The sequence below is a fragment of the Patiriisocius marinus genome (genome assembly GCF_008974325.1).
Classification (GTDB): Bacteria; Bacteroidota; Bacteroidia; order Flavobacteriales; family Flavobacteriaceae; genus Patiriisocius; species Patiriisocius marinus.
The window spans coordinates 107,653-132,427 of sequence record NZ_BKCG01000005.1; the positions used below are offsets into that span (position 1 = coordinate 107,653).

Annotated in this window: 25 protein-coding genes; 9 read left to right on the plus strand and 16 right to left on the minus strand. The window is 33.0% G+C overall.

Annotation, left to right across the window (positions count from 1 at the left end; translation table 11 throughout):
- Positions 1–109 precede the first annotated feature (109 nt).
- Positions 110–292 (plus strand): Lacal_2735 family protein, encoded by a 183-nt coding sequence (locus GBH57_RS10490; RefSeq protein ID WP_151674449.1) that lies wholly within the window; start codon positions 110–112, stop codon positions 290–292.
- A 2-nt stretch (positions 293–294) separates the two neighbouring features.
- On the opposite strand, the gene GBH57_RS10495 is transcribed toward GBH57_RS10490, so the two are convergent.
- From GBH57_RS10495 to GBH57_RS10550, 12 genes are all read right to left on the minus strand, one after another.
- Positions 295–1,071: an ABC transporter substrate-binding protein gene (locus GBH57_RS10495; RefSeq protein ID WP_151674450.1), complete on the minus strand. Its 777-nt coding sequence runs from the start codon at positions 1,069–1,071 to the stop codon at positions 295–297.
- Positions 1,061–1,879 carry an orotidine-5'-phosphate decarboxylase gene (pyrF, locus tag GBH57_RS10500; protein ID WP_151674451.1) on the minus strand — a complete coding sequence of 273 codons (819 nt, stop codon included), beginning with the start codon at positions 1,877–1,879 and terminating at the stop codon, positions 1,061–1,063. Before pyrF ends, GBH57_RS10495 begins: the two co-directional genes overlap by 11 nt.
- Positions 1,880–1,913: 34 nt before the next feature.
- On the minus strand, positions 1,914–2,990 hold the full coding sequence (gene prfA, locus GBH57_RS10505; RefSeq protein ID WP_151674452.1) for a peptide chain release factor 1: 1,077 nt from the start codon (positions 2,988–2,990) through the stop codon (positions 1,914–1,916).
- A 165-nt stretch (positions 2,991–3,155) separates the two neighbouring features.
- The gene (locus tag GBH57_RS10510; protein WP_151674453.1) at positions 3,156–4,334 is read right to left on the minus strand and encodes an AIR synthase related protein; all 1,179 of its coding nucleotides are present in this window, start codon (positions 4,332–4,334) and stop codon (positions 3,156–3,158) included.
- A gap of 85 nt (positions 4,335–4,419) precedes the next feature.
- Entirely contained in the window at positions 4,420–5,934 is a 1,515-nt protein-coding gene (locus tag GBH57_RS10515; RefSeq protein WP_151674454.1) for a carboxypeptidase-like regulatory domain-containing protein, read from the minus strand.
- 23 nt (positions 5,935–5,957) lie between these two features.
- The gene (locus GBH57_RS10520) at positions 5,958–7,379 is read right to left on the minus strand and encodes a CsgG/HfaB family protein (protein ID WP_151674455.1); all 1,422 of its coding nucleotides are present in this window, start codon (positions 7,377–7,379) and stop codon (positions 5,958–5,960) included.
- 40 nt (positions 7,380–7,419) lie between these two features.
- Positions 7,420–7,842 (minus strand): curli assembly protein CsgF, encoded by a 423-nt coding sequence (locus tag GBH57_RS10525; RefSeq protein ID WP_151674456.1) that lies wholly within the window; start codon positions 7,840–7,842, stop codon positions 7,420–7,422.
- Between the two features lie 2 nt (positions 7,843–7,844).
- Positions 7,845–8,528: a CsgE family curli-type amyloid fiber assembly protein gene (locus GBH57_RS10530; RefSeq protein ID WP_161596091.1), complete on the minus strand. Its 684-nt coding sequence runs from the start codon at positions 8,526–8,528 to the stop codon at positions 7,845–7,847.
- 99 nt (positions 8,529–8,627) lie between these two features.
- A complete protein-coding gene (locus GBH57_RS10535; RefSeq protein WP_151674458.1) occupies positions 8,628–9,173 on the minus strand; it encodes a hypothetical protein in 546 nt (181 codons plus the stop codon).
- A gap of 92 nt (positions 9,174–9,265) precedes the next feature.
- Positions 9,266–10,762, minus strand: coding sequence for a curlin (locus GBH57_RS10540; protein ID WP_151674459.1), 1,497 nt, complete (start codon positions 10,760–10,762; stop codon positions 9,266–9,268).
- A gap of 492 nt (positions 10,763–11,254) precedes the next feature.
- Positions 11,255–13,438 carry a glutamine synthetase III family protein gene (locus GBH57_RS10545; RefSeq protein ID WP_151674460.1) on the minus strand — a complete coding sequence of 728 codons (2,184 nt, stop codon included), beginning with the start codon at positions 13,436–13,438 and terminating at the stop codon, positions 11,255–11,257.
- A 323-nt stretch (positions 13,439–13,761) separates the two neighbouring features.
- Positions 13,762–14,715 carry a calcium/sodium antiporter gene (locus GBH57_RS10550; RefSeq protein WP_151674461.1) on the minus strand — a complete coding sequence of 318 codons (954 nt, stop codon included), beginning with the start codon at positions 14,713–14,715 and terminating at the stop codon, positions 13,762–13,764.
- Positions 14,716–14,961: 246 nt separating this feature from the next.
- Between GBH57_RS10550 and GBH57_RS16245 the strand changes: the two genes are divergently transcribed.
- Positions 14,962–15,114: an SsrA-binding protein gene (locus GBH57_RS16245; RefSeq protein WP_151674462.1), complete on the plus strand. Its 153-nt coding sequence runs from the start codon at positions 14,962–14,964 to the stop codon at positions 15,112–15,114.
- On the opposite strand, the gene GBH57_RS10560 is transcribed toward GBH57_RS16245, so the two are convergent.
- The 4 genes from GBH57_RS10560 to GBH57_RS10575 all read right to left on the minus strand — a co-directional run bounded on the left by GBH57_RS10560 (position 15,111) and on the right by GBH57_RS10575 (position 17,998).
- A complete protein-coding gene (locus GBH57_RS10560; RefSeq protein WP_151674463.1) occupies positions 15,111–15,623 on the minus strand; it encodes an adenine phosphoribosyltransferase in 513 nt (170 codons plus the stop codon). The genes GBH57_RS16245 and GBH57_RS10560 overlap by 4 nt on opposite strands.
- Positions 15,624–16,005: 382 nt before the next feature.
- Positions 16,006–16,662, minus strand: coding sequence for a DUF6702 family protein (locus GBH57_RS10565; protein WP_235904693.1), 657 nt, complete (start codon positions 16,660–16,662; stop codon positions 16,006–16,008).
- 43 nt (positions 16,663–16,705) lie between these two features.
- Positions 16,706–17,707, minus strand: coding sequence for a YHYH protein (locus GBH57_RS10570; protein WP_151674464.1), 1,002 nt, complete (start codon positions 17,705–17,707; stop codon positions 16,706–16,708).
- A 30-nt stretch (positions 17,708–17,737) separates the two neighbouring features.
- Entirely contained in the window at positions 17,738–17,998 is a 261-nt protein-coding gene (locus GBH57_RS10575) for an EF-hand domain-containing protein (RefSeq protein ID WP_235904694.1), read from the minus strand.
- A gap of 502 nt (positions 17,999–18,500) precedes the next feature.
- Here GBH57_RS10575 and GBH57_RS10580 point away from each other — a divergent pair.
- From GBH57_RS10580 to GBH57_RS10610, 7 genes are read left to right on the plus strand one after another with little or no spacing between them, the layout of a single operon-like run.
- Positions 18,501–18,926, plus strand: a complete 426-nt coding sequence (locus GBH57_RS10580; protein WP_151674576.1) for a response regulator — start codon at positions 18,501–18,503, stop codon at positions 18,924–18,926.
- Entirely contained in the window at positions 18,926–19,468 is a 543-nt protein-coding gene (locus GBH57_RS10585) for a heme NO-binding domain-containing protein (protein ID WP_151674466.1), read from the plus strand. The genes GBH57_RS10580 and GBH57_RS10585 overlap by 1 nt, the downstream gene beginning before the upstream one ends.
- Positions 19,461–21,437, plus strand: coding sequence for a PAS domain-containing sensor histidine kinase (locus GBH57_RS10590; protein WP_151674467.1), 1,977 nt, complete (start codon positions 19,461–19,463; stop codon positions 21,435–21,437). The genes GBH57_RS10585 and GBH57_RS10590 overlap by 8 nt, the downstream gene beginning before the upstream one ends.
- 4 nt (positions 21,438–21,441) lie before the next feature.
- Entirely contained in the window at positions 21,442–22,572 is a 1,131-nt protein-coding gene (locus GBH57_RS10595; protein WP_151674468.1) for an FIST signal transduction protein, read from the plus strand.
- Positions 22,573–23,622 (plus strand): sensor histidine kinase, encoded by a 1,050-nt coding sequence (locus GBH57_RS10600; RefSeq protein ID WP_151674469.1) that lies wholly within the window; start codon positions 22,573–22,575, stop codon positions 23,620–23,622.
- A gap of 3 nt (positions 23,623–23,625) precedes the next feature.
- Positions 23,626–23,943 carry an Hpt domain-containing protein gene (locus GBH57_RS10605; RefSeq protein WP_151674470.1) on the plus strand — a complete coding sequence of 106 codons (318 nt, stop codon included), beginning with the start codon at positions 23,626–23,628 and terminating at the stop codon, positions 23,941–23,943.
- Between the two features lie 37 nt (positions 23,944–23,980).
- Positions 23,981–24,703, plus strand: a complete 723-nt coding sequence (locus GBH57_RS10610; RefSeq protein ID WP_151674471.1) for a LytR/AlgR family response regulator transcription factor — start codon at positions 23,981–23,983, stop codon at positions 24,701–24,703.
- The last annotated feature ends 72 nt before the right edge of the window (positions 24,704–24,775 follow it).

Below are 24,775 nucleotides of genomic sequence, written 5' to 3' on the forward strand. Positions count from 1 at the left end.
TTAACACTTTTGAATCATAAGCTCCGCGTTTATTATCAAAGGTTTAACGGTTAGTTGACACTTAATTATTGAATGACTTAGTAAATTTGTCCCATCAATAATTACAATTATGCCTAAGTGGTTTCACAAAAAAACAAGACTTGAAAAACTTCAAGATAAGTATCGCAAGCTAATGCGTACCTCTTTTGAATGTTCTGTGAAGAACAGTTCTAAAAGTTGCGATGCAAAAAAGAAAGCTTCAGAAATTTATGAAGAAATAGAATATTTGAAACTAAAGAGAGCTGATAAATAATATCAATCTCTTAAAGTTCGAAAGTATTTAAAGGCATTTTTTATTCGAGATCCATACCAAGAAAAATATTCACCATCTACTAAACGAACTTCACAGTGGAGTTCGTTTTTTAGTTCTTGAACTTCTTTAGATTTAAAAGGATACGGCTCGCTTGAAAGTAGAATCAATTTAGCAGCACTCAATTCACTAATATCAACTACAGGATATCTTCCCTCCTTCTCGTAAAAAATGTTATTAAATCTAGCCATACGCAGTAATGAATCAATAAAGGTATCACCCCCTGCAACCATATACGGGTTTTTCCATATGCAATACGCTACATCAACTACTGGTTGGTCTTTAACAAACGAAATATAATCTACGCATTCTCTGTTTATTTCATCTACTAAACGAGTTGACTCGTCTTTTTTATCAAATATTTCTCCCAACAATAATATCATTTCATTATTGTCTTCAAGGCTAACAATATCGCTAACCCATACAGATGAAATTTGAGAACAACAATCTACTATATCTTTAGTATTCTCTTCCTTATTACAAATAATTATGTCAGGTTGAAGTGCAGCTATTTTTTCTAGATGAATTGTTTTTGTACCACCAACAACAATCTTTTCTTTTCGTAATGAATTAGGATGAACACAAAATTTTGTCACACCTACTACAAACTCTTCTAGTCCAAGAGAGACTAGTAATTCTGTTTGTGAGGGTACTAATGAAACTATACGCTTAGGTGTCGCATTTAAGGAAATGGTCCTATTTAATTGATCCTTATAGATCATTTATAATTGCCTTCATTTCAAGCTGCAATTCTAATGCTTTACTTTTAGCTGCTTGAGCAAAGTTAGTGTCCTGAGAAGCATAAATTATTCCTCTTGACGAATTAATCAATAACCCAATATCTTTAGTGATACCATATTTACAAACCTCGCTTAAGCTACCACCTTGAGCTCCTACTCCAGGAACCAATAAAAAACTAGATGGCACAATTTTTCTAATCTCCGCAAAATACTCAGCTTTGGTTGCACCCACAACATACATTAGGTTTTCACTATTTTTCCAATGAGTTGAAGTCTCTAACACAGATTTATAAAGCTCTTTTCCTTCAGAAACTTTAACCTGAAAATCAAAAGCACCTTTGTTAGACGTTAAAGCTAACATGATGGTATGTTTATCTTCAAAAGATAAGAATGGCTCAACAGAATCTTGCCCCATATAAGGTGCAACTGTTACGCTATCAAAACCCAAATCTTCAAAAAAAGCTTTCGCATACATTGTTGAAGTATTACCTATATCTCCTCTTTTAGCGTCAGCTATGGTGAAGATTTCAGGGTAATTTTCGTTTAGATAATTTATAGTTTTTTCTAATGCTTTCCACCCTTTTAAGCCGTAAGCTTCATAAAAAGCAGTGTTTGGCTTATAAGCAACCGCAAGACTATGCGTTGCATCAATTATTTCTTTATTAAAAGCAAATATAGGATCCTCTTCCTTTAACAGATGCTGAGGGATTTTATCCAAATCAACATCGAGACCTATGCAAAGAAAGGAGTTCTTTTTTCGTATTTCTGAAATTAAGTTTGTGGTTTTCATTAGATATACGCTAAAAGTTTTAGATTTAATTCAATTAAAATGACTCTCCGGTTTCCTTAAGCCTTTCAGTATTATCAACTAACTGAAGTTCATCGATAATTTTCTGAATATCACCATCGATAATATTACTTAAATCATACAATGTTAAGTTGATACGATGATCAGTAACTCTACCTTGAGAATAGTTATATGTTCTAATTTTTGCACTACGGTCTCCACTAGTAACTTGCGAACCACGTTTTAATGCATCTTCAGCTTGTTTTTTTGCTAATTCTAAATCATACAATCTAGAACGTAACACTTTAAAAGCTTTCTCTTTATTTTTATGTTGTGATTTCTGATCTTGACATTGTGCCACTAATCCAGTAGGCACGTGGGTTAGCCTTACAGCTGAATACGTAGTGTTTACAGATTGTCCACCTGGTCCAGATGAGCAGAAATAATCAATACGAACATCTTTCATTTCAATTTGAACATCAAACTCCTCTGCTTCTGGGAAAACCATAACAGTAGCAGCACTGGTGTGAACACGACCTTGAGTTTCAGTTTGAGGTACTCTTTGAACACGGTGTACACCTGCTTCAAATTTCAATGTTCCATACACATCCTCTCCTTCAACTTCCATCTGGATAGCTTTGTAACCTCCACTTGTACCTTCACTAAAATCAACAACACTTGTTTTCCAACCTTTGCTTTCGCAGTATTTTGTATACATACGGTGTAAATCTCCAGCAAAAATACTAGCCTCATCACCACCTGTTCCAGCCTTAATTTCCATTACTGCATTTTTAGCATCTTCTGGATCTTTTGGAATAAGCATAAATTTAATCTCTTCTTCTAGAGTTTCAATTTTTGATTTTGCTTCATCCATTTGCATTTTAGCCATTTCAACCATGTCTGCATCACTTCCATCCGCTAGAATTTCATCAGCTTCAGCAATACGCTCAGTAGCCATTAAATACTGTTCACGCTTTTTCATTAAAGCATTTAAGTCTTTATATTCTTTTGTAAGCTGGATGTATTGTTTTTGATCGCTAATAACATCTGGCTGAATGATTAAATCACTCACCTCATCAAAACGATTTTTTACAATTTGAAGTTTTTCTAACATATGTTTGGATTGCCTAATTTAGGCAGATTTTTGTCAAATTTACAATAAATAAGTGTAATGCTTTCGCCGAAATTTTACAACTTAAAAAGTGTAAGTTTCTATAAAATTTCAGAATAAAATATGTTGTTTACATCTTATATTAATAGACCTAATTTAAATACATTTCTAGTACTCAAACGTTCCATATTCACTCTTAATAGTCAACTTTTTAGAAGTGGACTCAACCACTTTACCAACAACTTGAGCAGGAATCCCGAAAGATTCAGAAATCTCAATTATCGAATCAGCAATTTCTTGTGGAACATAAAGTTCCATACGATGCCCCATATTAAATACTTGGTACATTTCTTTCCAATCTGTTCCGCTTTCTTCTTGAATCAATTTAAAAAGAGGAGGAGTTTTAAAAAGGTTGTCCTTAATAATATGAAGGTTATTAACGAAATGCAGAATTTTAGTCTGTGCTCCACCACTACAGTGAACCATTCCGTGAATTTTTTCACCACCAATATCTGATAGAATCTTTTTAATTACTGGTGCATAAGTTCTTGTTGGAGACAACACTAATTTACCAGCATTTAATGGGCTTCCTTCAACCGAATCTGTCAATTTTTTTGACCCACTATACACTAATTCTTCAGGCACAGCATGATCGTAACTTTCCGGATACTTTTCAGCTAAAACTTTACTAAACACATCGTGCCTTGCACTTGTTAAACCATTACTACCCATTCCTCCATTATAAGCTGTTTCATATGTAGCTTGCCCAAAAGAAGCAAGACCCACAATAACATCACCAGCTTTAATATTTGCATTGTCAACTACATCACTTCGCTTCATTCTAGCAGTAACCGTACTATCAACAATAATAGTTCGTACCAAATCACCTACGTCTGCAGTTTCACCACCTGTAGAGTGGATTTTAACGCCGTGATCTGCAAGTCCTTCAAGCAACGCTTCAGTTCCATTTATAATCTGTGAAATTACTTCACCAGGAATTAAATTTTTGTTTCTACCTATTGTAGAAGAAAGTGTAATATTATCAACTGCACCTACGCATAATAAATCGTCAACATTCATTATAAGTGCATCCTGAGCAATACCTTTCCATACAGAAATATCACCAGTTTCTTTCCAGTACATGTAAGCTAAAGATGATTTTGTACCTGCTCCATCCGCATGCATTACTAAACAGTAATCCTCATCACCCGTAAGATAATCTGGAACAATTTTACAAAATGCTTGAGGAAACAATCCCTTATCTACATTTTTGATTGCATTATGCACATCTTCTTTACCTGCTGAAACGCCACGTTGGGCATATCTTTTTGAAATTTCTTGGCTCATATATTTTAACTGTGTCACAAAAATACATATTAAAAAAAAAGCCCACAATGAAGTGGGCTTTAACTCTTGGTTTGTCAGTTAAATATTATTCCCAATCTGGTAAAAAACCAGGTTCAAATATTTGTTTATCATTATCATCTTGACCAAACTGCAATGTATACACACTAGGCACAGCACTTGGAAAATTTTCTTGTCTTGTAAAAATCACTCCACCTTCACTAGGTGAATACCTACATTGATAATCATTTTGGCCTGCAACAACATCATTTCCTATTTGAATTGTAGTTTCTAAAGCTATATCGTGTTCAAACAGTCTAGCGTTAAATATTCGATAGTTAGTATTTTCAGCTTCATCAATATCTCTTGAATAGAGAATTCTATTCCCATCAGCTGAAATATCAATACTCAGTGCAGCTCCTGGTACATTTTCTAAAATGATATTTTCTTCAGCATTTGTAATTGTATTATAGGTATAGATTCGCACGTTATAACCTTGAAAGTTATTTGTTTTTAACAACAGTAAATCTTGATTAAATTGTGGTATTTCAATTTCAGAAATTAAAGAACCATCAGGTGTTGTGTAAATTAATGTTCGCGAACTCCCATCTACATTAATTCTATATAATTTATCAAAATAAGGGTAATAAATAGAACCTCCATCTTGTGCCCAAGTAAAACCTAACTCTTCCACTCTAAAACCACCTAAAGGTATTGCATTTGTAACCTGTTGTTTATTAGTTCCATCTAAATTCATTGTAAATATGTGAGTATCCCCTCCTACATTCCTCAAATAGGCAATTTTATTTACTGTAGCATTTTTTCTAGGTTTAAAACTATTATTTTCAGCATTAGTTAATTGAAGTATATTTTGATTTAATTGTGGGTTTGCTCCAGAACCTTGGTTTCCAGAATATATAATGTTATTTCCGTCCTCAAGTTTTGTAAAAAAGAAAGGATTATCCGGCTGTGTCAATGTTGTAAATTCACTGATAGAGGATGTTACAGGATCATTCTCTAAATCATCTGCTGTAACTTCCCAAAAGTAATTTGTTGCTAATGTTAAACCCGATACCGTAAAAAATGTATCTTGTACAACTTCAAAATCTTGAATTTCCTGAGTTAAACCATTTCGAAGTTGAAGTAAATACGTAATCTCATCACCATCAGAGTCTTCAGCATCCCAAATAAACTGAACTTCCAAATCCAAATCTTCTGCGCCATCTTCAGGTAAAATTAACTGCGGTACAGTTGGCGGATCATTATCTTCCGTATTTTTACTTAACTCAATGATTACTTCTGAAATATTATTTTCAGTAATACTTGCAGGTTCAAATCCAGTAGTATAACCATCAAACTCTGCCTGTATAGAGTAATCATCTACAGCAATTGGAGAAATCGTAAAGGTACCATTTGAAGCCGTCATGGTAGTTGTAGTAGTAGGATTAGTTTTTATAACCACTCCAGCTAAAGGCTCATCAGTTTCTTCATCGACAACAACACCTGTAATTGTTCCCGTAATTTCTGGATCCAAAGTATCTTCAGAACAACCAAGTGCGCAAAGAAATAGTACTGCTATAAAATATTTTATTATTGTTTTCATAATGTATCTCTGTTATCTAATGGTTATTCTACTATTTCTGGTTCATCTGCTTTCTTTTTCCACCCAAACTTAGGGCTAAAGTTGTAGCTTATACCAACACCAAAAGCATAATAAAAATCATCTCTTGTACCTTGAGCTAACTTGTCTAGTTCATCACTAAAAGCTACATTTTGCTCTGCAAAAATATTGAAGTCGAAACGGGGTGTAATACGATATCGCATTCCTAAGCCAAATTGCATTTTAAAATGTGTATCACCGTAAGTTAATTTTGGATTAATATCATCTATTTCATTTACTAAACCTCCACCAGCATATACAAAAGGTGAAAAGTCATCTCTTGGCAACATATCTATATGAGCATTTAAGTTTATATCGCCAAATCGATTTGAAAATTGCTCTCCATTACTTAACTCAAGAAAACCAAATGAAGCCGAAACACTCAAATATTTATTTAGTCGCTGTTTCAATTCTAATCGAGAGAAATAACTTAGTTTCTGAGTAGAATAATCTCCATCAATCAATGTAGTACCACCACTTAATCCAATTGAAGTTTTATGTTTATTATCTACCATTATCCTATCATACAATTCGATTGATTCTGTTTTGTTTTTTTCTGCTAGGTATTCAGCAGCTATCTTTTCATCTAGTTGATTCCCTTCTTTAGTTCCCCAAATATCATCAACTATTCCTTCCATAATCAAATCGTGAACAGCTTTTTCAATAGCATCTTTTACCGCAATTTGCCCTGGTTCATTTTGAGTAATTCCAGTTTCAGCTTCAAGAAGTCTTTGAAATTTTACAAATCTGAAAAAACTTGCGTCAAGAGCTTGTGATAGTATGGTTTTAGAAACATATACAGTTTTTAATATTTCACCATTTGTTGTAGAAACTGCCCTTAAATAAACTGTAATTCTGTCTTGACGATATTGTGTAGAGCCACCAATACCAAAATAACGTGCTCCAATTCCACCAGTAACAATATTGGTATCATATGAAATTATACCACCTTCTAACAAAAGTCCTGCATACAAAAGCGCAGGCAATGGAGGCACATTAGGATCGAGGTTTTTAATATATTCTTGCTGAGTGTTTCTTATTATATTTCGCTCAGTAGACAAGTTGTTCAAATTCTCTCTTTCAATTGGCACAAACCAACCTGAATCTTCTAATGCTTTTAATAATATAGTAGTTCCTCCTTGAGTAACTGCAGTACTAAAAGTACTACCATTTTCAACAGGTTTATACTGTCCAGTTTGATCGCTAAAATTATACACTGCTACTTCAACAGGAAAAGATGCTTCTGGTAAATTCTCTAATAACTTAGTGCTTCGAGAATGCTCTCCAACTCTAGCAGGAGTTCTCTCTAAAGGTTGATTAAACATAGCCGCACAAGAACATAAAGAAAGTGAGCCTACGGTAAAAATAAATTTTAAAAATTTTATCATAAGGAATTTGGGTTATCGTTGTAAAAATCAGAATAAATAATTAGCCTCCAATAGGTATAACTACCTGAGTTTGCTCTCCGTTTGAAGTGTCAAATATATTTATAACTAATCCTTCATTTGATTCAAAAACTTCAACCGTGAGGTTTCCTATTACATAGGATCCTGGCTCTGTTAAATCCCCTAAACCCCCAACCTGTTGCTGTAACACGGTTCTTGAAATTTGACTCAAAGCTTGAGTTCGCAAGGTTTGTGCTAAACGTTCTAGTTCAGACAATTGTTCATTTGGATTTACCGGAGCTAGCAAACCATTTTGAGCAGTTGCTGAACTTAATAACCAGTTATAATTAAAAGTGTCTCCTCCAAAAGCTGGATTTTTAGGCTTATAAGATAGTTGTTGTGAAAAACAGCAGCTACTTATAAACAACATTGAAATAACTAAAATAGCAGTTAGGTTCTTTTCCATATTTAATACTGTGTTAGTTGTTTATCTTGTTTTTGTAAAATTCTTAATTGTGCAATTGACCGTTCAAAAGCAGTTTCAGCCATTTGCTTCAAAAAATCTTTTTTAGGCTGTGAGAAAAATTGCCATACTAATTTGTTTTCTACTAAAACCTCTATTCTAGTTGTTCGACCTCTAGCAAATGATTCTGTTATTAATATATCATGAGGAGTTTTTAAGCCAAGGTTATAACATTTCTCATAGAAAAATCTATAAAAGTCTGACCCTGTTTTTGTTAATGTTTTTTTCAACACAAGCCCTCTTTTGACAAAACCGTCTTGAGGTGCTGCTTGATCTCGGGTTACCGCTTCTGCTTTTTCTGGATAATCCTCTAATTGTGTTTGCCCTCCTTCAGATAGTTCAATTCTATCTTGACCTATTGGTTTATCATTCTCATCATAGATAAGAAGTGCTATCACGATTTTACCAGTTACATTGTAATTAATTGTTACTGAAGATAATAATTGTTTTTCATTTGCTTTTATAAAAAATCTATTTTCTTGGCTTGATTTTGAAGAGTTGTTATTTTCGTCTGTTTTAAAGACCATGAATTCATAGCGCAAGTTGTAATCTGAGGGAGTTAGATTTTCAGATATAGCTTTAAATGTATAGAATTCACTGCTTTTTTCTACCTTAATACTAGCTTTCACCTCCTTATTGTAAAATTGGGCAAAAGTGGTACTAATCGAAAAAAGAGTGAATATAAAATTAAGTATGTATTTCCTAATTCTATTATTATCCATTATTTGTTAATTATAACTTCTTACTATAATTGTAGGAGAAGCTTCTGTTTGTTTAAACTTCAATGATTTTGTTAAATTATTTACACCAAAACGTTCAAATGTAATATTATCACCATCCTGTACTAGTTCTAAAGAAACGTCAGCCTGACTATCATTAACATAATCAACAATGCTATTATAATTTCCATTTTGAACTAAATCTGCATAAGCAGTATTTGCTGTGTAATCTAAATTGGTTTGATTGAAACTACCATTTTGAGTTAATTTTATTTCACTTGCTTGAGTGTCTACTGAAATAGCTACTTTATTTAAAGAACCTATTTGTCTAATAAAAACTGAGTTTCCTTGCAAGGTACTATTTCTAGAGTTTGCCTGATTGTTGATCCCTATTAAAGAAAACAACCCTTGAACATTATCTATTTTCTGAGCATTATCAACATCAGAATCTTTATCATCACCATAAGTCTGCGCGAAAGAAACCTGAGCGCAAAAAAATAGAATAGCTGCTTGTAGAACTAAAGCCTTCATTGTAGTAATTTTTCTATTTGACATCGTGATTGTTTTTAAAGTTATAAAAAATAGTAAAACAAAGGCACATTGCTGCACCTTTGTTTTTTAATATTAATTTCGGTTAAGAAAAATTCTTAACATCCATCACAAGGAGCATCGATTGTAAAGTTCCCCATATCAGGAGTATCCATTGGAGTCATTGCATCAGGAATTACACAGTCAATTCCATCAGTTGAAAAGTCTCCATCAGGTCCTAATTGTAAAACATCAACTACATTTCCTGCGTGTGGAGATCCTACTGGAGTTCCATTAGGTAAGTTTTGAGTTACACCGTAGCTATGACCACCTCTTTGTACTAAAAGGATTTGGTTATCAGCACCTCTTTGTGCAGTAGTTGCACGGTTACTGTTTCCATCTTGGTAAGTGTTTAAGATGTTTCCGTTTCCTCTTTGAGTAGACATTGCATTGTTATCATCTCCAGATTGTCTTTGGTAAGCTTTGTGGTTGAAACCATTTTGAGCAATACCAGCTTCACTGTTAGTAGCATTAGAGTCTTGATCTTGACGAGCATAGTTCGCTCCACCTGCTGGGTTACCATAAGCATTTTGAACTACAAAGGCATCGTTGTTAGATCCACCTTGATTTTGCTCAGAGTAGTTTCCATCAACACCATCTGCACCAAATTGGTGAGACTCAGCAGTGTTTTCGCTACCACTTTGGTTTTGAAAAGCAATACCAGCAAATGAACCATCTCCAGAGAAAGCTCCGTTTGCTACATCATCAACAGCTAATAACTGTCCTGACCAGATTGAACCAATAAGTGGTGCTGAAATAGAACCATATCCTTGATTTGCTAAAGCTGAGTTACCAACTCCACCTTGTACAGCATCAGTAGTTTGAGTTTGCTTAGCGTAATTATCATTACCTACCTGTACTGCTGTAGCGCTATTTCTTGCACCAGCTCCAGATTGCATAACATCAGATGCGTTATCATCACCATCTTGCTCAACAGAAGCTAAATGTCCGTCTGATCCATTAGGACCTGCATTTTGGTTTATTCTTGACCAGTTACGGTTACCAACTTGTTGCGTCCAAGCATCACTGTTGTCGTAAGTTTGTTGAGTTTGAGCTTGGTTATCAGTACCATCTTGATCGATACCTGCAAAGTTGTTTTCTGCTTGGTTACCAGTTCCTTGACGAATTAAAGCTCTGTTTCCTGAACTAGCATCATCATTTTGTCCTTGTCTAGTTAATGCGTCGTTATAGTTACCTTCTTGTATTGAAGTTGACTCATTTAAACTACCTGACTGTAAAACTTCAACAGCATTTTCTAAACCACTTGGTCCAGGCATTACTTCTCCTGTTTGCCATACTTGTGCTAAGTTACCGCCTGTACCAGAACCGTTGTTTTGAACTGTACGTACTGACATTCTTGCTCCTGCCTGACGAACCATTACTCTGTTATCGTCTCCGTTTTGGATTGACTCCCCTGTATTTGCATCTACCGCTGCACCAGCTTTTGCTGCTACCACCGTAGAATTAGAAGAAGTGGCTCCTTTTGTGTCCGTAACCTGTGCATTTACTGCTGCACACATTAGTAGCGCTGTTGCGCCTAAAATTACTTTTTTCATGATAAAAATATTTAAATAGTTAGTTAAAAAATTAATAGTCAAAATTTGCTTGGTTGTACAACTGAGCTGCAAAAACTTAAAAGCGAAATTTTACAAATAATTATCAAAATCTGTGAGGAGGTAATTTTGATTTGAGATTTAATGAACGGATCCTTTTCCAAAAAATCTACACAACAAATCTAAGTCAAAAACTGACTCGTGCTATAAGTAGAAATACGCATACGTAGTCCATTTAAGATTATTTGTAGGAAAAATCCTGTTAATGATTTTTACGATTTTCGTTAAAACACACAATAAATCGCTAAACTTTAACAAATTGAATCCAATTTTAAAACGTTAAAATTTTGTTAAAATTTTTCATATTGATTATTTTTCGGCGATATACCATTTATACTCGATTAAAAACACATAGTTTTTATATCAAATAAAATAAAAACAAAAAAAAAGCTCAAACCAATTAGGTTTGAGCTTTTTAAAAAGAAAAATTATTTTCTATCTCGTGAATAATAACTCACGATATTTAGTTAACGGCCAGATTTCATCATCAACCAATAACTCTAATTTATCACAGTGGTATCTAATTTCTTCAAAATAAGGTTTCACTTGTTCACAATATTCAAAAGCACGTTTCTCAGCATCATCTAATTTATTTGCTTTCTTACGCGCATCAATCATAGATGTAATGTCCTTATTAATACTTTCAATATGACCACTTATTTCTTCAATAAGTCTCATTTGCTCACTAGCTAACTTTTTAAAATCTTTACCATAGATATCTTTTAACCCTTGAACGTTTTCAATTAAGATATTTTGATAACGAATAGCAGTAGGAATTACATGATTACGTGCAATATCTCCCAACACACGTCCTTCAATTTGAATATGCATAGCATACTCCTCTACTTCTATCTCATGTCTTGCTTCAATTTCAACCTTACTCATAATACCAAGGTCTTCATAAAGCTTAATAGTTTTTTTAGAAACCTGCTCCTTTAAAGCACTTGGAGTTGTCTTGTTATTACTAAGACCACGTTTTTTAGCTTCTTTCTCCCAAGCTTCACCGTATCCATCTCCTTCAAAACGAATTCTCTTAGAATCCTTTATATATTCTCTCAACACATTGAAGATGGCATCATCCTTCTTCATTTTCTTACCTTTAATCAACTCATCGACCTGACCTTTAAACTCAATTAATTGCTTTGCAACAATAGCATTTAATACTGTCATAGGTTTTGCACAGTTTGCAGTTGAACCTACAGCTCTAAACTCAAATTTATTCCCTGTAAAGGCAAATGGTGATGTACGGTTACGATCTGTATTATCAAGTAATATTTCAGGAATCTTACCTACCACATTTAATTTAAGGTCTGTTTTATCTTCTGGAGATAACTTTCCGTTCTTTACTTTTTCAAGTGCATCTAGTACGTTTGTTAATTGGCTACCAATAAATACTGAGATAATTGCTGGTGGCGCTTCGTTAGCTCCTAAACGGTGATCGTTACTTGCTCCTGCTATTGCTGCTCTCAATAACTCTTCGTGTTCATTAACTGCTTTAATAGTATTTATGAAGAAGGTTAAAAACTGAAGATTCTTCATTGGTGTACTACCAGGACTTAATAAGTTAATTCCTGTATTTGTTGCTAATGACCAGTTGTTATGTTTCCCACTTCCATTTACACCTGCAAAAGGCTTTTCGTGAAATAATACTTTAAAATTATGACGATCTGCAATTTTACTCATTACATCCATTAATAAGGAGTTATGATCAACTGCAAGGTTCGTTTCTTCAAAAATAGGTGCTAATTCAAATTGATTAGGTGCTACTTCATTATGTCTTGTTTTAACAGGAATACCTAAAAGCATACATTCTGTTTCAAGATCACGCATATAGTCTAAAGCACGTTTTGGGATAGATCCAAAATAATGATCATCTAACTGCTGCCCTTTTGCTGAAGCATGACCTAATAAAGTACGACCTGTTAAATTAATATCTGGACGCGACTTTGCTAATGCTTTATCAATTAAAAAGTATTCTTGTTCCCAACCTAAAGTTGGATTAATTTTAGTTACATTTTTATCAAAATATTTAGCAACATCAGTAGCTGCTTTATCAATTGACTGTAATGCTCTTAATAAAGGTGTTTTATTATCTAACGCTTCACCAGTATATGAAACGAAAACTGTAGGGATACATAATGTAGTCCCAAAAATAAATGCTGGAGATGTAGGATCCCAAGCTGTATATCCTCTTGCTTCAAATGTATTTCTAATTCCACCGTTAGGGAAACTAGATGCATCTGGCTCTTGTTGCACTAATTGTCCACCACCAAATTTCTCAATAGCTCCATCTTCAGTAGTTTCAAAAAATGCATCGTGCTTTTCTGCAGTTGTTCCAGTTAATGGTTGAAACCAGTGTGTGTAATGTGTAGCTCCTTTAGAAATTGCCCACTCTTTCATCCCTGTAGATATGTGATCTGCAACACTACGGTCAATTTTACTTCCGTTTGTTACTGCATCTTGTACACTTCTAAATGAATCTTTTGTAAGATATTGACGCATTGCTGCATCATTAAAAACGTTTTTACCAAAAATATCAGAGCGTCTTGCTGGCTCTTGTACGTCTATTACTGGACGATTGAATGTTTCTTTGATTGCATGAAATCTTAACGTGGACATACTAATGTGCTTTTTAAGTGAATGATTTTTATTCTGAAATATTCAGAATTTACAAAATTAAAGCGCAAAAATATGATAAATTAATTTATACCCCCTGTTTTTTACCAATTAGTTGTCATAAAATTGTTTTTTTCGGAATAAGACCCCCTATTTTTTATCAAATAATTGATTTACAAATAAAAAACCACTATCTAAACTATTACTTATAGAATACAAATTAATAATTAGCGCCAAGTTGATATTGTATTCATATTTCAGAAAAAAGATTGACTTGAAATTAGATAGTTACAGGCGAAATAGAGATCTATATATAATGAGTACATTTAGGAGATAAATGCTAAACTTACAAAGGCACAGTATGCAATAACAATTACAAGACCTTTGACTCTTCCAATTTCAAAGCTTTTAGGAATAAATGCTAATGGAATTAAACAAGCTGCAAAACCTAACATCCACCAAATATCGTTAGTAAGTACTTGTTGACTCTTTAAAACAATAGGCTGAATAAGTGCCGTAACACCTAATACTGAAGCGATATTAAAAATATTAGATCCTATTAAATTTCCAAGAGATAATGCTTTTTCCTTTTTTAAAGCTGCTATAACTGAAGCCGCAAGTTCGGGCACACTTGTTCCCACCGCTATCATTGTAACTGCAATTACACGTTCGCTAATACCTAAAGTTGTTGCTAAATCTACTGCACCTTTTACTAAAAACTCGCTACCAAAATATAACGCTGCACCACCTATTAATAACCAGATACCTATTTTAAAATTAGAAACTGTAGCTAATTTATCATCAACTTCATCAAGCGACTCTTCATTATTAGTTTGTTTTCTAGCTCTACGAATAAGCACAAATAGATACACCGCTAGCATTAGTAACAATATCAAACCTTCAATTGCTGTAATAACATTACCGCTAGAAAGAATAAAGTACAGTGCGATAGACATAATCATCATCACTGGCCAATTAAACTTATAGAAGTCTTTATCAATACTTAGAGGTGCTATTATAGCTGTAATTCCTAAAACCAAACCAATATTGGCTATATTAGAACCAATAACATTCCCTAATGAAATATCGCTAAAACCATCAAGAGCAGCTTGAATACTAACTAATAACTCAGGTGCAGATGTAGCGAATGAAACTACGGTAAGACCAATAACCATTTTAGATAGCTTAAGTTTAAATGACAAACCTACAGCGGCACGAACTAAAAATTCACCACCAACTACTAATAATACCAACCCTAAAAAAACAAACAGAATACTCATTATTTTGCTACCTATATATTAAGGTGCGAATATAAAGAATAGGAAAGAAACTAAATACATTTTTTGATTCGTAGAAATACTTAAAACGGGATTTGAATTACTAACCTATTTGCAATTTTTAAAACAAATAAATAAAACGAAATAGAAAGAATAAACGCAGTTAGTATAAAGCAGATTAATATTTCAAACAGTAGGCACGTTGAAAAATATAAAATTTGGACGGATTATTTCACGTATTTTTGTTAAATGAAAAAGCAGCTATTCAAGACCTTAGCAAAAATCAACAAAGCTATATTACCTAGTTTCACTAAGAAGAAATTAGACCTAGCTAAGGCTACTAAATTTCAGATGGCGATTTTTGGTTATAAACTATGGGTTACAAAAAATGCCTTAGACTAATAGTTTAATAAGGTAGCAATCTCGTAGTTTTTAAGTTTTTTAGCACCGTCAAGAAAGTCGATTTGCATAATAAAATTACACTGTACAATTTCGCCTCCACATTTTTTAACTAAGTTGCAAGCTGCTCGAGCAGTTCCTCCAGTTGCTAAAACATCATCGTGAATTAAAACGCGTTCCCCTTTTTTAATGGCGTCTTCGTGTATTTCAAGAACATCCATTCCATACTCAAGCGAATACGGTTCCTTATAAGTACTAGCAGGAAGTTTCCCTGGTTTTCTAATGGGTACAAAACCAGCATTTAAACGTTGCGCAAGTAGTGTCCCAAAAAAGAATCCTCGAGACTCCATACCCACAACTTTATCAATTTTTTTATCACCAACAAGTTTTACTAGTTGCTCTAAACATTCTAGCGAAGCATCATAATCTCCTAACAAAGGTGTGATATCCTTAAAAACAATACCATGTTTTGGAAAATCATTAATGTCTCTTATGTATTCTGAAATGTTCATAATCTGAAAAATTTAGACACAAAAATAGCAGCCTAATTATTAAGCTACTTGATTTTCATATAGATATAATATTGTAGTACTAAAACTTCTCTTTAGCTATAGCTAAAATAGCTATTACTAAAACAAGTCCAATTGTACCTAAAACTAATGTTCCTACTCCCATACCGCGAAGTTAGATAATTTAGATAAAAATGAAAATGTTTTACTCCCAAAAGTTACCATCATAATTCATATTGTTTCAACATAAAAAATAAACTATTGAAAAACTACTATAAAAATCACTCTCTCAAACAATTAAAATTTCAGATAAAAGAAAAGCCCCGCAATTTCTTACGAGGCATAATCCCAACCAACTAATGAAAATCGTGATATTCTTTATGTGCTAATTTAATAATGCACTTAATATTTTATGTTCCTTAGAATCATATCTAAACAAAAGCAACCCAATAAAAACAACGATACTAAGTGTTATCGCGCCTGCTTTTAATAAATTACCTACTGTTTCAGAATCTTCCATTTTTGCATTTACAAATGAATTCTTTTCAACAAGAAGATTAATACTATGCTCATTCTCATTATTTAACACAAATTGTTTTTTATCAAATCCGTTTTTTGAGATCACTAATGCACTCTGACTTTTAAAAACATCTTTAAAAACGTTATTGATTATGTCTATTTTTTGTAAATCTTCAGAGATACCAAAAACTTCAAAAATCACTCTAGTTTCGTGGCCTAGTTTGACTATTCCTCTACTAAAACTAACTTTATCAACACCATTAACACGAAGACTTAAAGTATTTTTAACATGCTCTAGAACCATAGATTGAAACTCCTCAGGTGTTTTATACGGAGTGTCAGCAAAATGGATTTTCACCTCTTGTTGAAAAGCTGTTAACGAAGCACTAATTTGCAGAACCCAAACACCATTTTCCTGCTCCACTAACATTGTAGTTGACATATCTGGCTGGTGTGCTCTAACCCACATTGCAGAACACAACAACACTATAAATAATATGCTTTTCTTCGTTAACATCTTCATCAACATAATTGATTAATAACTCATTTGATTTTAAAATTAATTACTAGTTTGCATAGGCTCCATTTAGGCAATTAATAAAGTTATTACTACCTGGAGCATCTGCGTGATAATGATACCCTCTAGTTTCATCCTCGTGACCTCTACAATCATCTAAACCTGTAGGTTCATTTCCTTCTGCGTCTAATTGAGCGTAAAAGCCGTGACCATCAATTGCATATCCTATCATAGCTGCATGACCATCGTCTTGCGCTAATTGTGTATTTACACCTGTTGCAGCGTGATAATGATACCCTGCATTTAAGTTAATGTGACCACCTGCATCATCAAACGGCGCTAATGTATAAGCCCCTAAAATTGCATCAGTGGGTGCTGGTGCGTCATACCGAACTCCATTAAAAGCAATTCCACGAACAGATGGACCATTACCCCCTCCAGGACCATCACCTCCAAAGTTTTCAGAACTCGAAAGTTTCACTGGAGTTATTGGTATCAAATACGTTTGCGTTAAATCTGCCACGTATGACGGGAGACATTCTACGCAAAAGTTTTCATATTCTTCTCCCACGTTAGGATTTGCTGCATTCGCACAATCTTCTTCTGTTTCAGTAATAAAAATATCGCCATTTTCGTTGTACATTAACCAAGTATCATCATTATAAAACGTCGCCATGTTTTCTATAAACGCGCCATCAACATCATATACTTGACCATTCTCTAACCATATTCCACCTGCCTCATCTCCATCTGCAATATTCTCTGGACACCAAGGTCCCATTTGATGATCTGCCGGAGTACTTGTTGCTACAATCTGGTAACAATCTGTAACTGTTCCATCAGATAATGTACAAGGAACTGTTGTTATAATTACTGAACCATCATTCGTTAAAAACAAAGATGAATCGACAGCTAAAACAAGACCATCACCTGTAGTTTCTCCCTCAGCGACAGCTGTATCATCTTCTTCTGAGCAAGAAACGCAACCAACAACAACGACACTAATCAGGGCTGAAATAATTAATATAGATTTTAAAAAAGTAGCATTCATAATTACGTGTTTTTGGTCAATTGTTATTATTTAGTTTGAGCGTTCTCTTCTTCCTTTTGGTTTGGGCATTGCTTTAAACTCTTCTTCTGACATAAAACCATCTTCATCTGTATCAATTGAAGTAAAATGTTCTTTAAGTGGTCCCTTTACTTCTTCTAAAGAAATTTTTCCATCTTTATTTTCATCCATTTTTTCTACTAATTCAGAAAAAGTGGGACGTTTTTTTCTCTTTTCATCTTTAGACTGGGCATTAGAAAAACTAATCCCAAAGCATAGTAAGAGTGCTGTCATTATTGATGTTTTTAAGCTCATTTTTTTCATAATCATTCTAATTTAATTGTTATGCACTTTTGACGATGCACTTTAAGAAATTCCTTCGCAATACATGTGAAAAACTTTTTAAACTAATTAAAAATATAATATATCAGCGAACACAAAAACGCAACAATAAACTAAAAATCAAGCACTTAACACTATACTAACTATTTTTAAAAGAAAAATAAAAACTATAAATAAATGCCGAAATATTAAGTTAATAAAAAACAGTTAGGAATAATATGATGCGATTTAAACACTATTAGATTAAAAAAATAATTGTAATAATACTTTAAATTTATTAGCACATTTCAGAAAAAAATTGAGCTATTTGATGTACTAAAAATTGTTTTTCGAGGAACAACTTTCAATTACCGTTCATCGACACTTAACTGCCATCCGTCTACACCAATTAGCTAGTTGGTCTAAGTTTTCAAATAAATACTGTTAATTAATTGCACTTTTGTATGTAATAAAAATGCTAATTTTGGGGAAAACAAATTTAAAAATACTTCTTATTGAAGATGACACAATAGAAGTGATGAAGCTAAAACGAGCCGTTAAAAAGCTCGAGATGAATCACACTCTTATTGAAGCTAAAAATGGTGAGGAAGCATTGTCTATATTAAAAGACGATAACATACTTCCAGACATTATATTTTTAGATTTGAATATGCCTAAAATTAATGGCTTAGAGTTTTTGAAAATATTAAAAAAGGATGATGTTTTAAAATTTCTTCCTACAGTTATTTTAACAACCTCTAGCAACAGAAGAGATGTTTTAGCTTGCTATAGCGAAGGTGTTGCGGGTTATATTATTAAGCCATTAAAATATGAAGATTACGTAGCTAAAATTGAGACTGCGCTAAATTATTGGGCTATGAACGAATTAATTAAAGCATAATGAAAGGTATTGTATTTACAGGTTTTTTAGAATTAGTTGAAGAAAAATTTGGTTTTGAAATGGTTGACACTATTATCACCAAATCTGAACTTCCTTCTAATGGAGCATACACTGCTGTAGGAACTTACAGTTTTGGAGAAATGCTAAGTTTACTTACTAATTTAAGTAACGAAACTGATATTTCAATTGACGATTTACTATTGGTTTACGGCGAACATTTCTTTACTGTAGTTGAAGATAGTTATCCTGAATTTCTATTACAATATAAAGACCCTATTGATATGCTTTCATCTATTGAAAACCACATTCATGTAGAGGTTCGAAAAATATACCCTGATGCAGAGCTTCCTACTTTTGCAATAGTTGAAAAAACAGAAGACAGCCTTGTAATGATCTACAAGTCTAGCAGAGCAATGCACGCTTTTGGAAGAGGTTTAATGAACAAAACCTTTGAGCACTTTAATACAAAAGCTAGTATATTAGTAGAGAAAATTAAACCGAATGGTACTGAAGTAAAATTCAGTATTAAAGTCTATGGATGAAGATAAAATTAACATATATAAAAGAGCTCTCGATAGAGAAAAAGCAGCTAGAAAACAAGCAGAAAGAATTCTAGAAGATAAATCTAGAGAGTTATATTCAAAGTCACAAGAATTAAAAGTAACAAACGAAAAGCTTGAAGGACTAGTAAGAGAAGCAACATCTGAACTTAAAGGTGTTTTTGAAAACATTGTGGATGCATACGTTGTGATGAATCTAAAAGCAGATGTAATCAAAATGAATGAAGCTGCTGAAAACTTATTAGGTTACACTATTGCTGATAGACTAAACCTTGCTAGCATTGTTCATCCAGAAGAACGCGAGAAAGTTAAAGAAGGTTTCAAAACACTTTTCTCAAAAGGTGCAATTACAGATTTCCAGGTTAACATTATTATCGCTAATAAAGAAACAAGGCTTGTACACATCAATGCCATTGTTATATACGACAGAAACAACTTACCTATTGCTGCACAAGGTATTGTAAGAGATATCACAAGTGAAAAAGCTGCAGAACAACAATTAATAGATTCGCAAAACAGACTTTCTACCTTAATTTTAAACCTTGAAAGCGGTATTTTATTAGAGGATGAAAACAGAGATATTGTTATTACTAATAAACGTTTTTGCGACTTTTTTAATATTCCATTTTCTCCAGAACAATTAATAGGACAGAACTGTGAACACGCAGCGGAACAAAGTAAAGGTTTATTCCAAGATCCAGACGAATTTGTGAATCGTATTAACGAATTAACTAGTCAAAAAGTACAAGTACTTTCTGATGAGTTAATCATGAATGACGGTCGAATTTTAGAACGTGATTTTATTCCAATTTACGAGCATGGAGATTACAAAGGCCATTTGTGGACGTATCGAGATGGTACACTTAAAAGGAAATATCGAGAAAGTATAGAAGCTGAAAGACAAAAATATAGCAACATTATTGCTAATATGAAATTAGGACTCATCGAAGTTAATAATGACGATAAAATTTTAATGGTCAACCAAAGTCTTGAAGAAATGTCTGGCTATTCTGAAGCAGAGTTAATAGGCAAAAAAGGGGCTGAAGTTTTATTACTTGAAGAAAATTCAGATATAATAGAGATTGAAAATAAAGATAGACTTAAAGGTAAATCAAACTCCTATGAAGTTAAAGCAAAAAATAAAAAAGGAGAAGTTAGATATTGGCTAATAAGTGGCGCTCCTAACTATAATATTAATGGACAAGTTACAGGATCAATTGGTGTTCATCTAGATATTACAGAACTTAAAAATTTAGAATTTCAGAAGGAATTATTACTTGAAAAATTAGAAAAGAGTAATGATGAACTGCAAGAATACGCTCACGTTGTATCACACGATTTAAAGTCGCCTTTACGTAGCATTAACGCTTTAGTAAACTGGATACGGGAGGATAACGATAAAACTTTAAATAAAGACACGCTTAGCAATCTAGACCTAATAGACGAAACTTTAGAGAAGATGGAACAGTTAATCTCTAATATTTTAAAGTATTCTAGCTTAGGGTCTGATAGTTCAATTTCAGAAAACGTAGACACAAATCAGGTTATTGAAGACATTAAAACATTGCTTCATATTCCAGAACACATTTCAATTAAAGTTGAGCAAACATTACCAATAATAAAAGCTGACAAAGTTAAAATCCAGCAACTTTTTCAAAATTTAATTAGTAACGCTATCAGATATTGCGACAAAAACCCTGGGCTTATTGTAATTGACTTTGAAGAACTTAAAGATCATTATCAATTTTCAATTAAGGATAATGGTATAGGTATTGCTCAAGAATACCACAATAAAATATTTAAAATATTTCAATCACTTAATGATCACAAGGATTCTTCAGGAATAGGACTTTCTATTGTTAAAAAAGTAATTGATCTTTATAAAGGTGAGATATGGTTAGAAAGTGAAGTTGGTCAAGGAACAACTTTCTTTTTCACTCTCAAAAAATAAACTTATGAAAACAGTACAGTTACAAAGAGTTAAAGATGGTGCTTGGAATTATTTGGGAGAACATATTGAATTAAACAACCCTTTAGTTCTCATTTTTGGAAATAGATATTTACTTGAAGACACTTCTATTTACAATGAAATTAGAACCATTTTCCCAACTGGGCATCTTGTTTTTGGTTCGTCAAGTGGTGAAATTGTAGCGGGAGCTGTAAATGACAACCACATTACTATCACTGCGATAGAGTTTGAAAAATCAACTTTCGAAATCCAAACTTATAATATTGAAGATGCAAATAAAGACAGTGAAAAAGCTGGTGCTGAAGCTGTAAAAAAATTATCTAAGGAAGGTTTAAAACATGTTTTTGTTATTTCAGAAGGAAGTACAATTAACGGCTCGCAACTTACAAAAGGAATGCAAAATGAAATTCCAAAAACTTTAATAACTGGTGGTCTTTGTGGAGATGATAGTAGATTTGAAAAAACACTTGCTTCATATAATGAAAACCCAAAACAAGGAGAAATTGTTGTTATTGGTTTTTATGGTGAAACATTTGAAGCGTCATTCTCAATATATGGAGGTTGGACTCCGTTTGGACCTGAACGCTTAGTAACAAAATCTGAAGGAAATATTCTTTATGAAATAGATGGAAAACCTGCTTTAGATTTATATAAAATATACCTAGGTGATAAAGCGAAAGACCTTCCAGGTTCAGCGCTTATTTACCCACTTAATGTAAAAAGTCAAGAAAACAAACAATCTTTTGTTAGAACTATTTTAAATATAGACGAAGAAAAGAATGCTATGATATTAGCAGGAGATGTTCCTGAGCTTTCTTCTGTACAATTAATGATGACAAATATGGATAGCATAGCTGCTGCATCTGAAACAGCTGCATACAGAGCTATGGAAGGTAGAACCTCTCCTCCTCAATTAGCATTGTTAATTAGCTGCATTGGTCGTAAGCTAGTTTTAGACCAACGTATTGAAGAAGAAGTGGAAGAAGTTGTTAGTGTTATTGGTAATAACGTAACTATAAGCGGAATGTACTCTTACGGAGAGATCGCACCTTTTTATGGTGAACGTAGTTGTAAATTGCACAACCAAACTATGACAATTACACTAATTAGCGAATAAATGAATCCCCTCTTAAAAAGACAAATAAAAAAATACCTCCCTGAAAATCTTCAGGAACACGTGGATATACAAAGCTTTTTGAAAGCGATTGAAGATTCGTATGACAACTTTGACGAACAATTCAATATGACTCAACGTGCTATGAAAATTAGCTCAGATGAATTGTTTAATGCAAATAAACTGTTGAGACAAGAAACTCAACAACAACAAGCCTTACTTACTAGATTACAAAATGTAATTAATACTGTACGACCTATTGAAGGGGCAACTGGAAGTTTAAAAACACAGAAAATTCTAGAAGGTGCTAATCTTGCAGATTATATTAGTTCTCAAGCTGAGCAACTTATTGAAGTGAATAAAAATCAAGAAAAGTTACTTGATGAACTTGCACTGCAAAACCAAGAGCTTAATGATTATGCTCACATTGTTTCGCACGATTTAAAATCGCCTTTAAGAAGTATTGAAGCATTAGTAAGCTGGTTAAAAGAAGACTACGGAAATACTATAGGCGAAGAAGGAACTAAACAAATAGAATTAATTGTCTCTAATCTTGAAAAGATGGACGCTTTAATTTCTGGTATTTTAAGTTATTCAACTATTGATAAAGACCAGAGTACAGCGAGAAATTTAGATCTTAACGAAATTGTAAAAGAAACAATCAACCTATTAAATATACCGCCGAAAATTCATATTAAAGTACATCATCTACCAAATATAACAGCTGATAAATTTAAAATCCAACAGCTTTTTCAGAATCTAATTTGCAATGCTGCTTGCAGTATTGACAAGCCAAATGGAGAAATTCAAGTGATTGCTAGAGAATTAGATAATGAGTATCAATTTGAAATTAGAGATAATGGAAAAGGGATACACTCTGACTATTTTGAAAAAATTTTCCAAGTGTTTCAAAAGCTAGAAAATGATTCTAATTCTACTGGAATAGGGCTTTCTATTGTAAAAAAAATAGTCACGTACTACGGTGGTAAAATTTGGTTAGATAGTGAATTAGGTAAAGGAACTACATTCTATTTTACCTTACCAAAAACTTAATCGATGGAACAACCAAATCTAAGCTACATTAAAGAACTTTCAGGAGGTGATGCCTCTTTTGAAGAGAAATTAATTAATGTTGTAAAAAACGAATTGCCAGACGAAATAGTAGAATACCAAAACAATATTGAAATTGAAAACTATAAGTTAGCGGCTGAAAATGTTCATAAATTAAAACATAAATTTGGTATAGTTGGCTTAGAAAAAAGCTACCAAGTAGCAATCGATTATGAAGCTGGATTGCTTGAAGGAAATTTAGATCTTAAAGAAGAATTTGAAGCTATTCTTCAGTTAATTCACAGTTTTATAAATGAGTTATAATTTGTAACTTGCTTTTATATCTTAAAGTCCCAATAATTTGAATTGTATTATTATAGATGATGAAACTGCAGCGAGAACCATTGTTTCTCATTTATGCAGCCAGGTTGATAGTATTAATGTCCTTGAAGAATTTTCAAATGCAATACAGGCAATGAAATTTTTAAACAAGAATACAGTAGACCTTATTTTTTTAGATATTCATATGCCAGATTTTACTGGTTTTGATTTTATTGAAACACTAAAAAACCCTCCAAAAATAGTATTGACAACTTCAGACAAAAACTTTGCTATTGAAGCTTTTGAATACGACTGTATTGTGGATTATCTAGTAAAACCTATTACCCTGCCTCGCTTTTTAAAAGCAGTACAAAAAGTAGAAAACTTTAGTGCACCTGCTCCTTCAATTTCACAAGAGAGTTCTCCTCATAAAAGTTCTGAAACTTCTACTGAAAAAGAAATGTACATTAATATAGACCGAAGACTCATAAAACTAGAGTTTGCGAAAATCTATTTAATTGAAGCTAAAGGAGATTATATTCTTATTAAAACAGATGAAAAGAACTTCACGGTTCATTCAACTTTAAAGAAGATTGAAGAAAAACTTCCAGATAGTTTATTTCTTAAAGTACATCGTTCTTATATTATTAATATTAAAAAAATTATTGATATTGAGGACAGCAGTGTACTTATAGCCAGAGATGTAGTGCCTATTAGCAGATCTAATAGACCTGAATTAATGAAAAGGCTAAACTTACTGTAAAACAACTCATCTACATTAAACAACCACTCATCGAGTGTTGAAGTTACCCTAGCGAAAAGCACATTTTCAGCT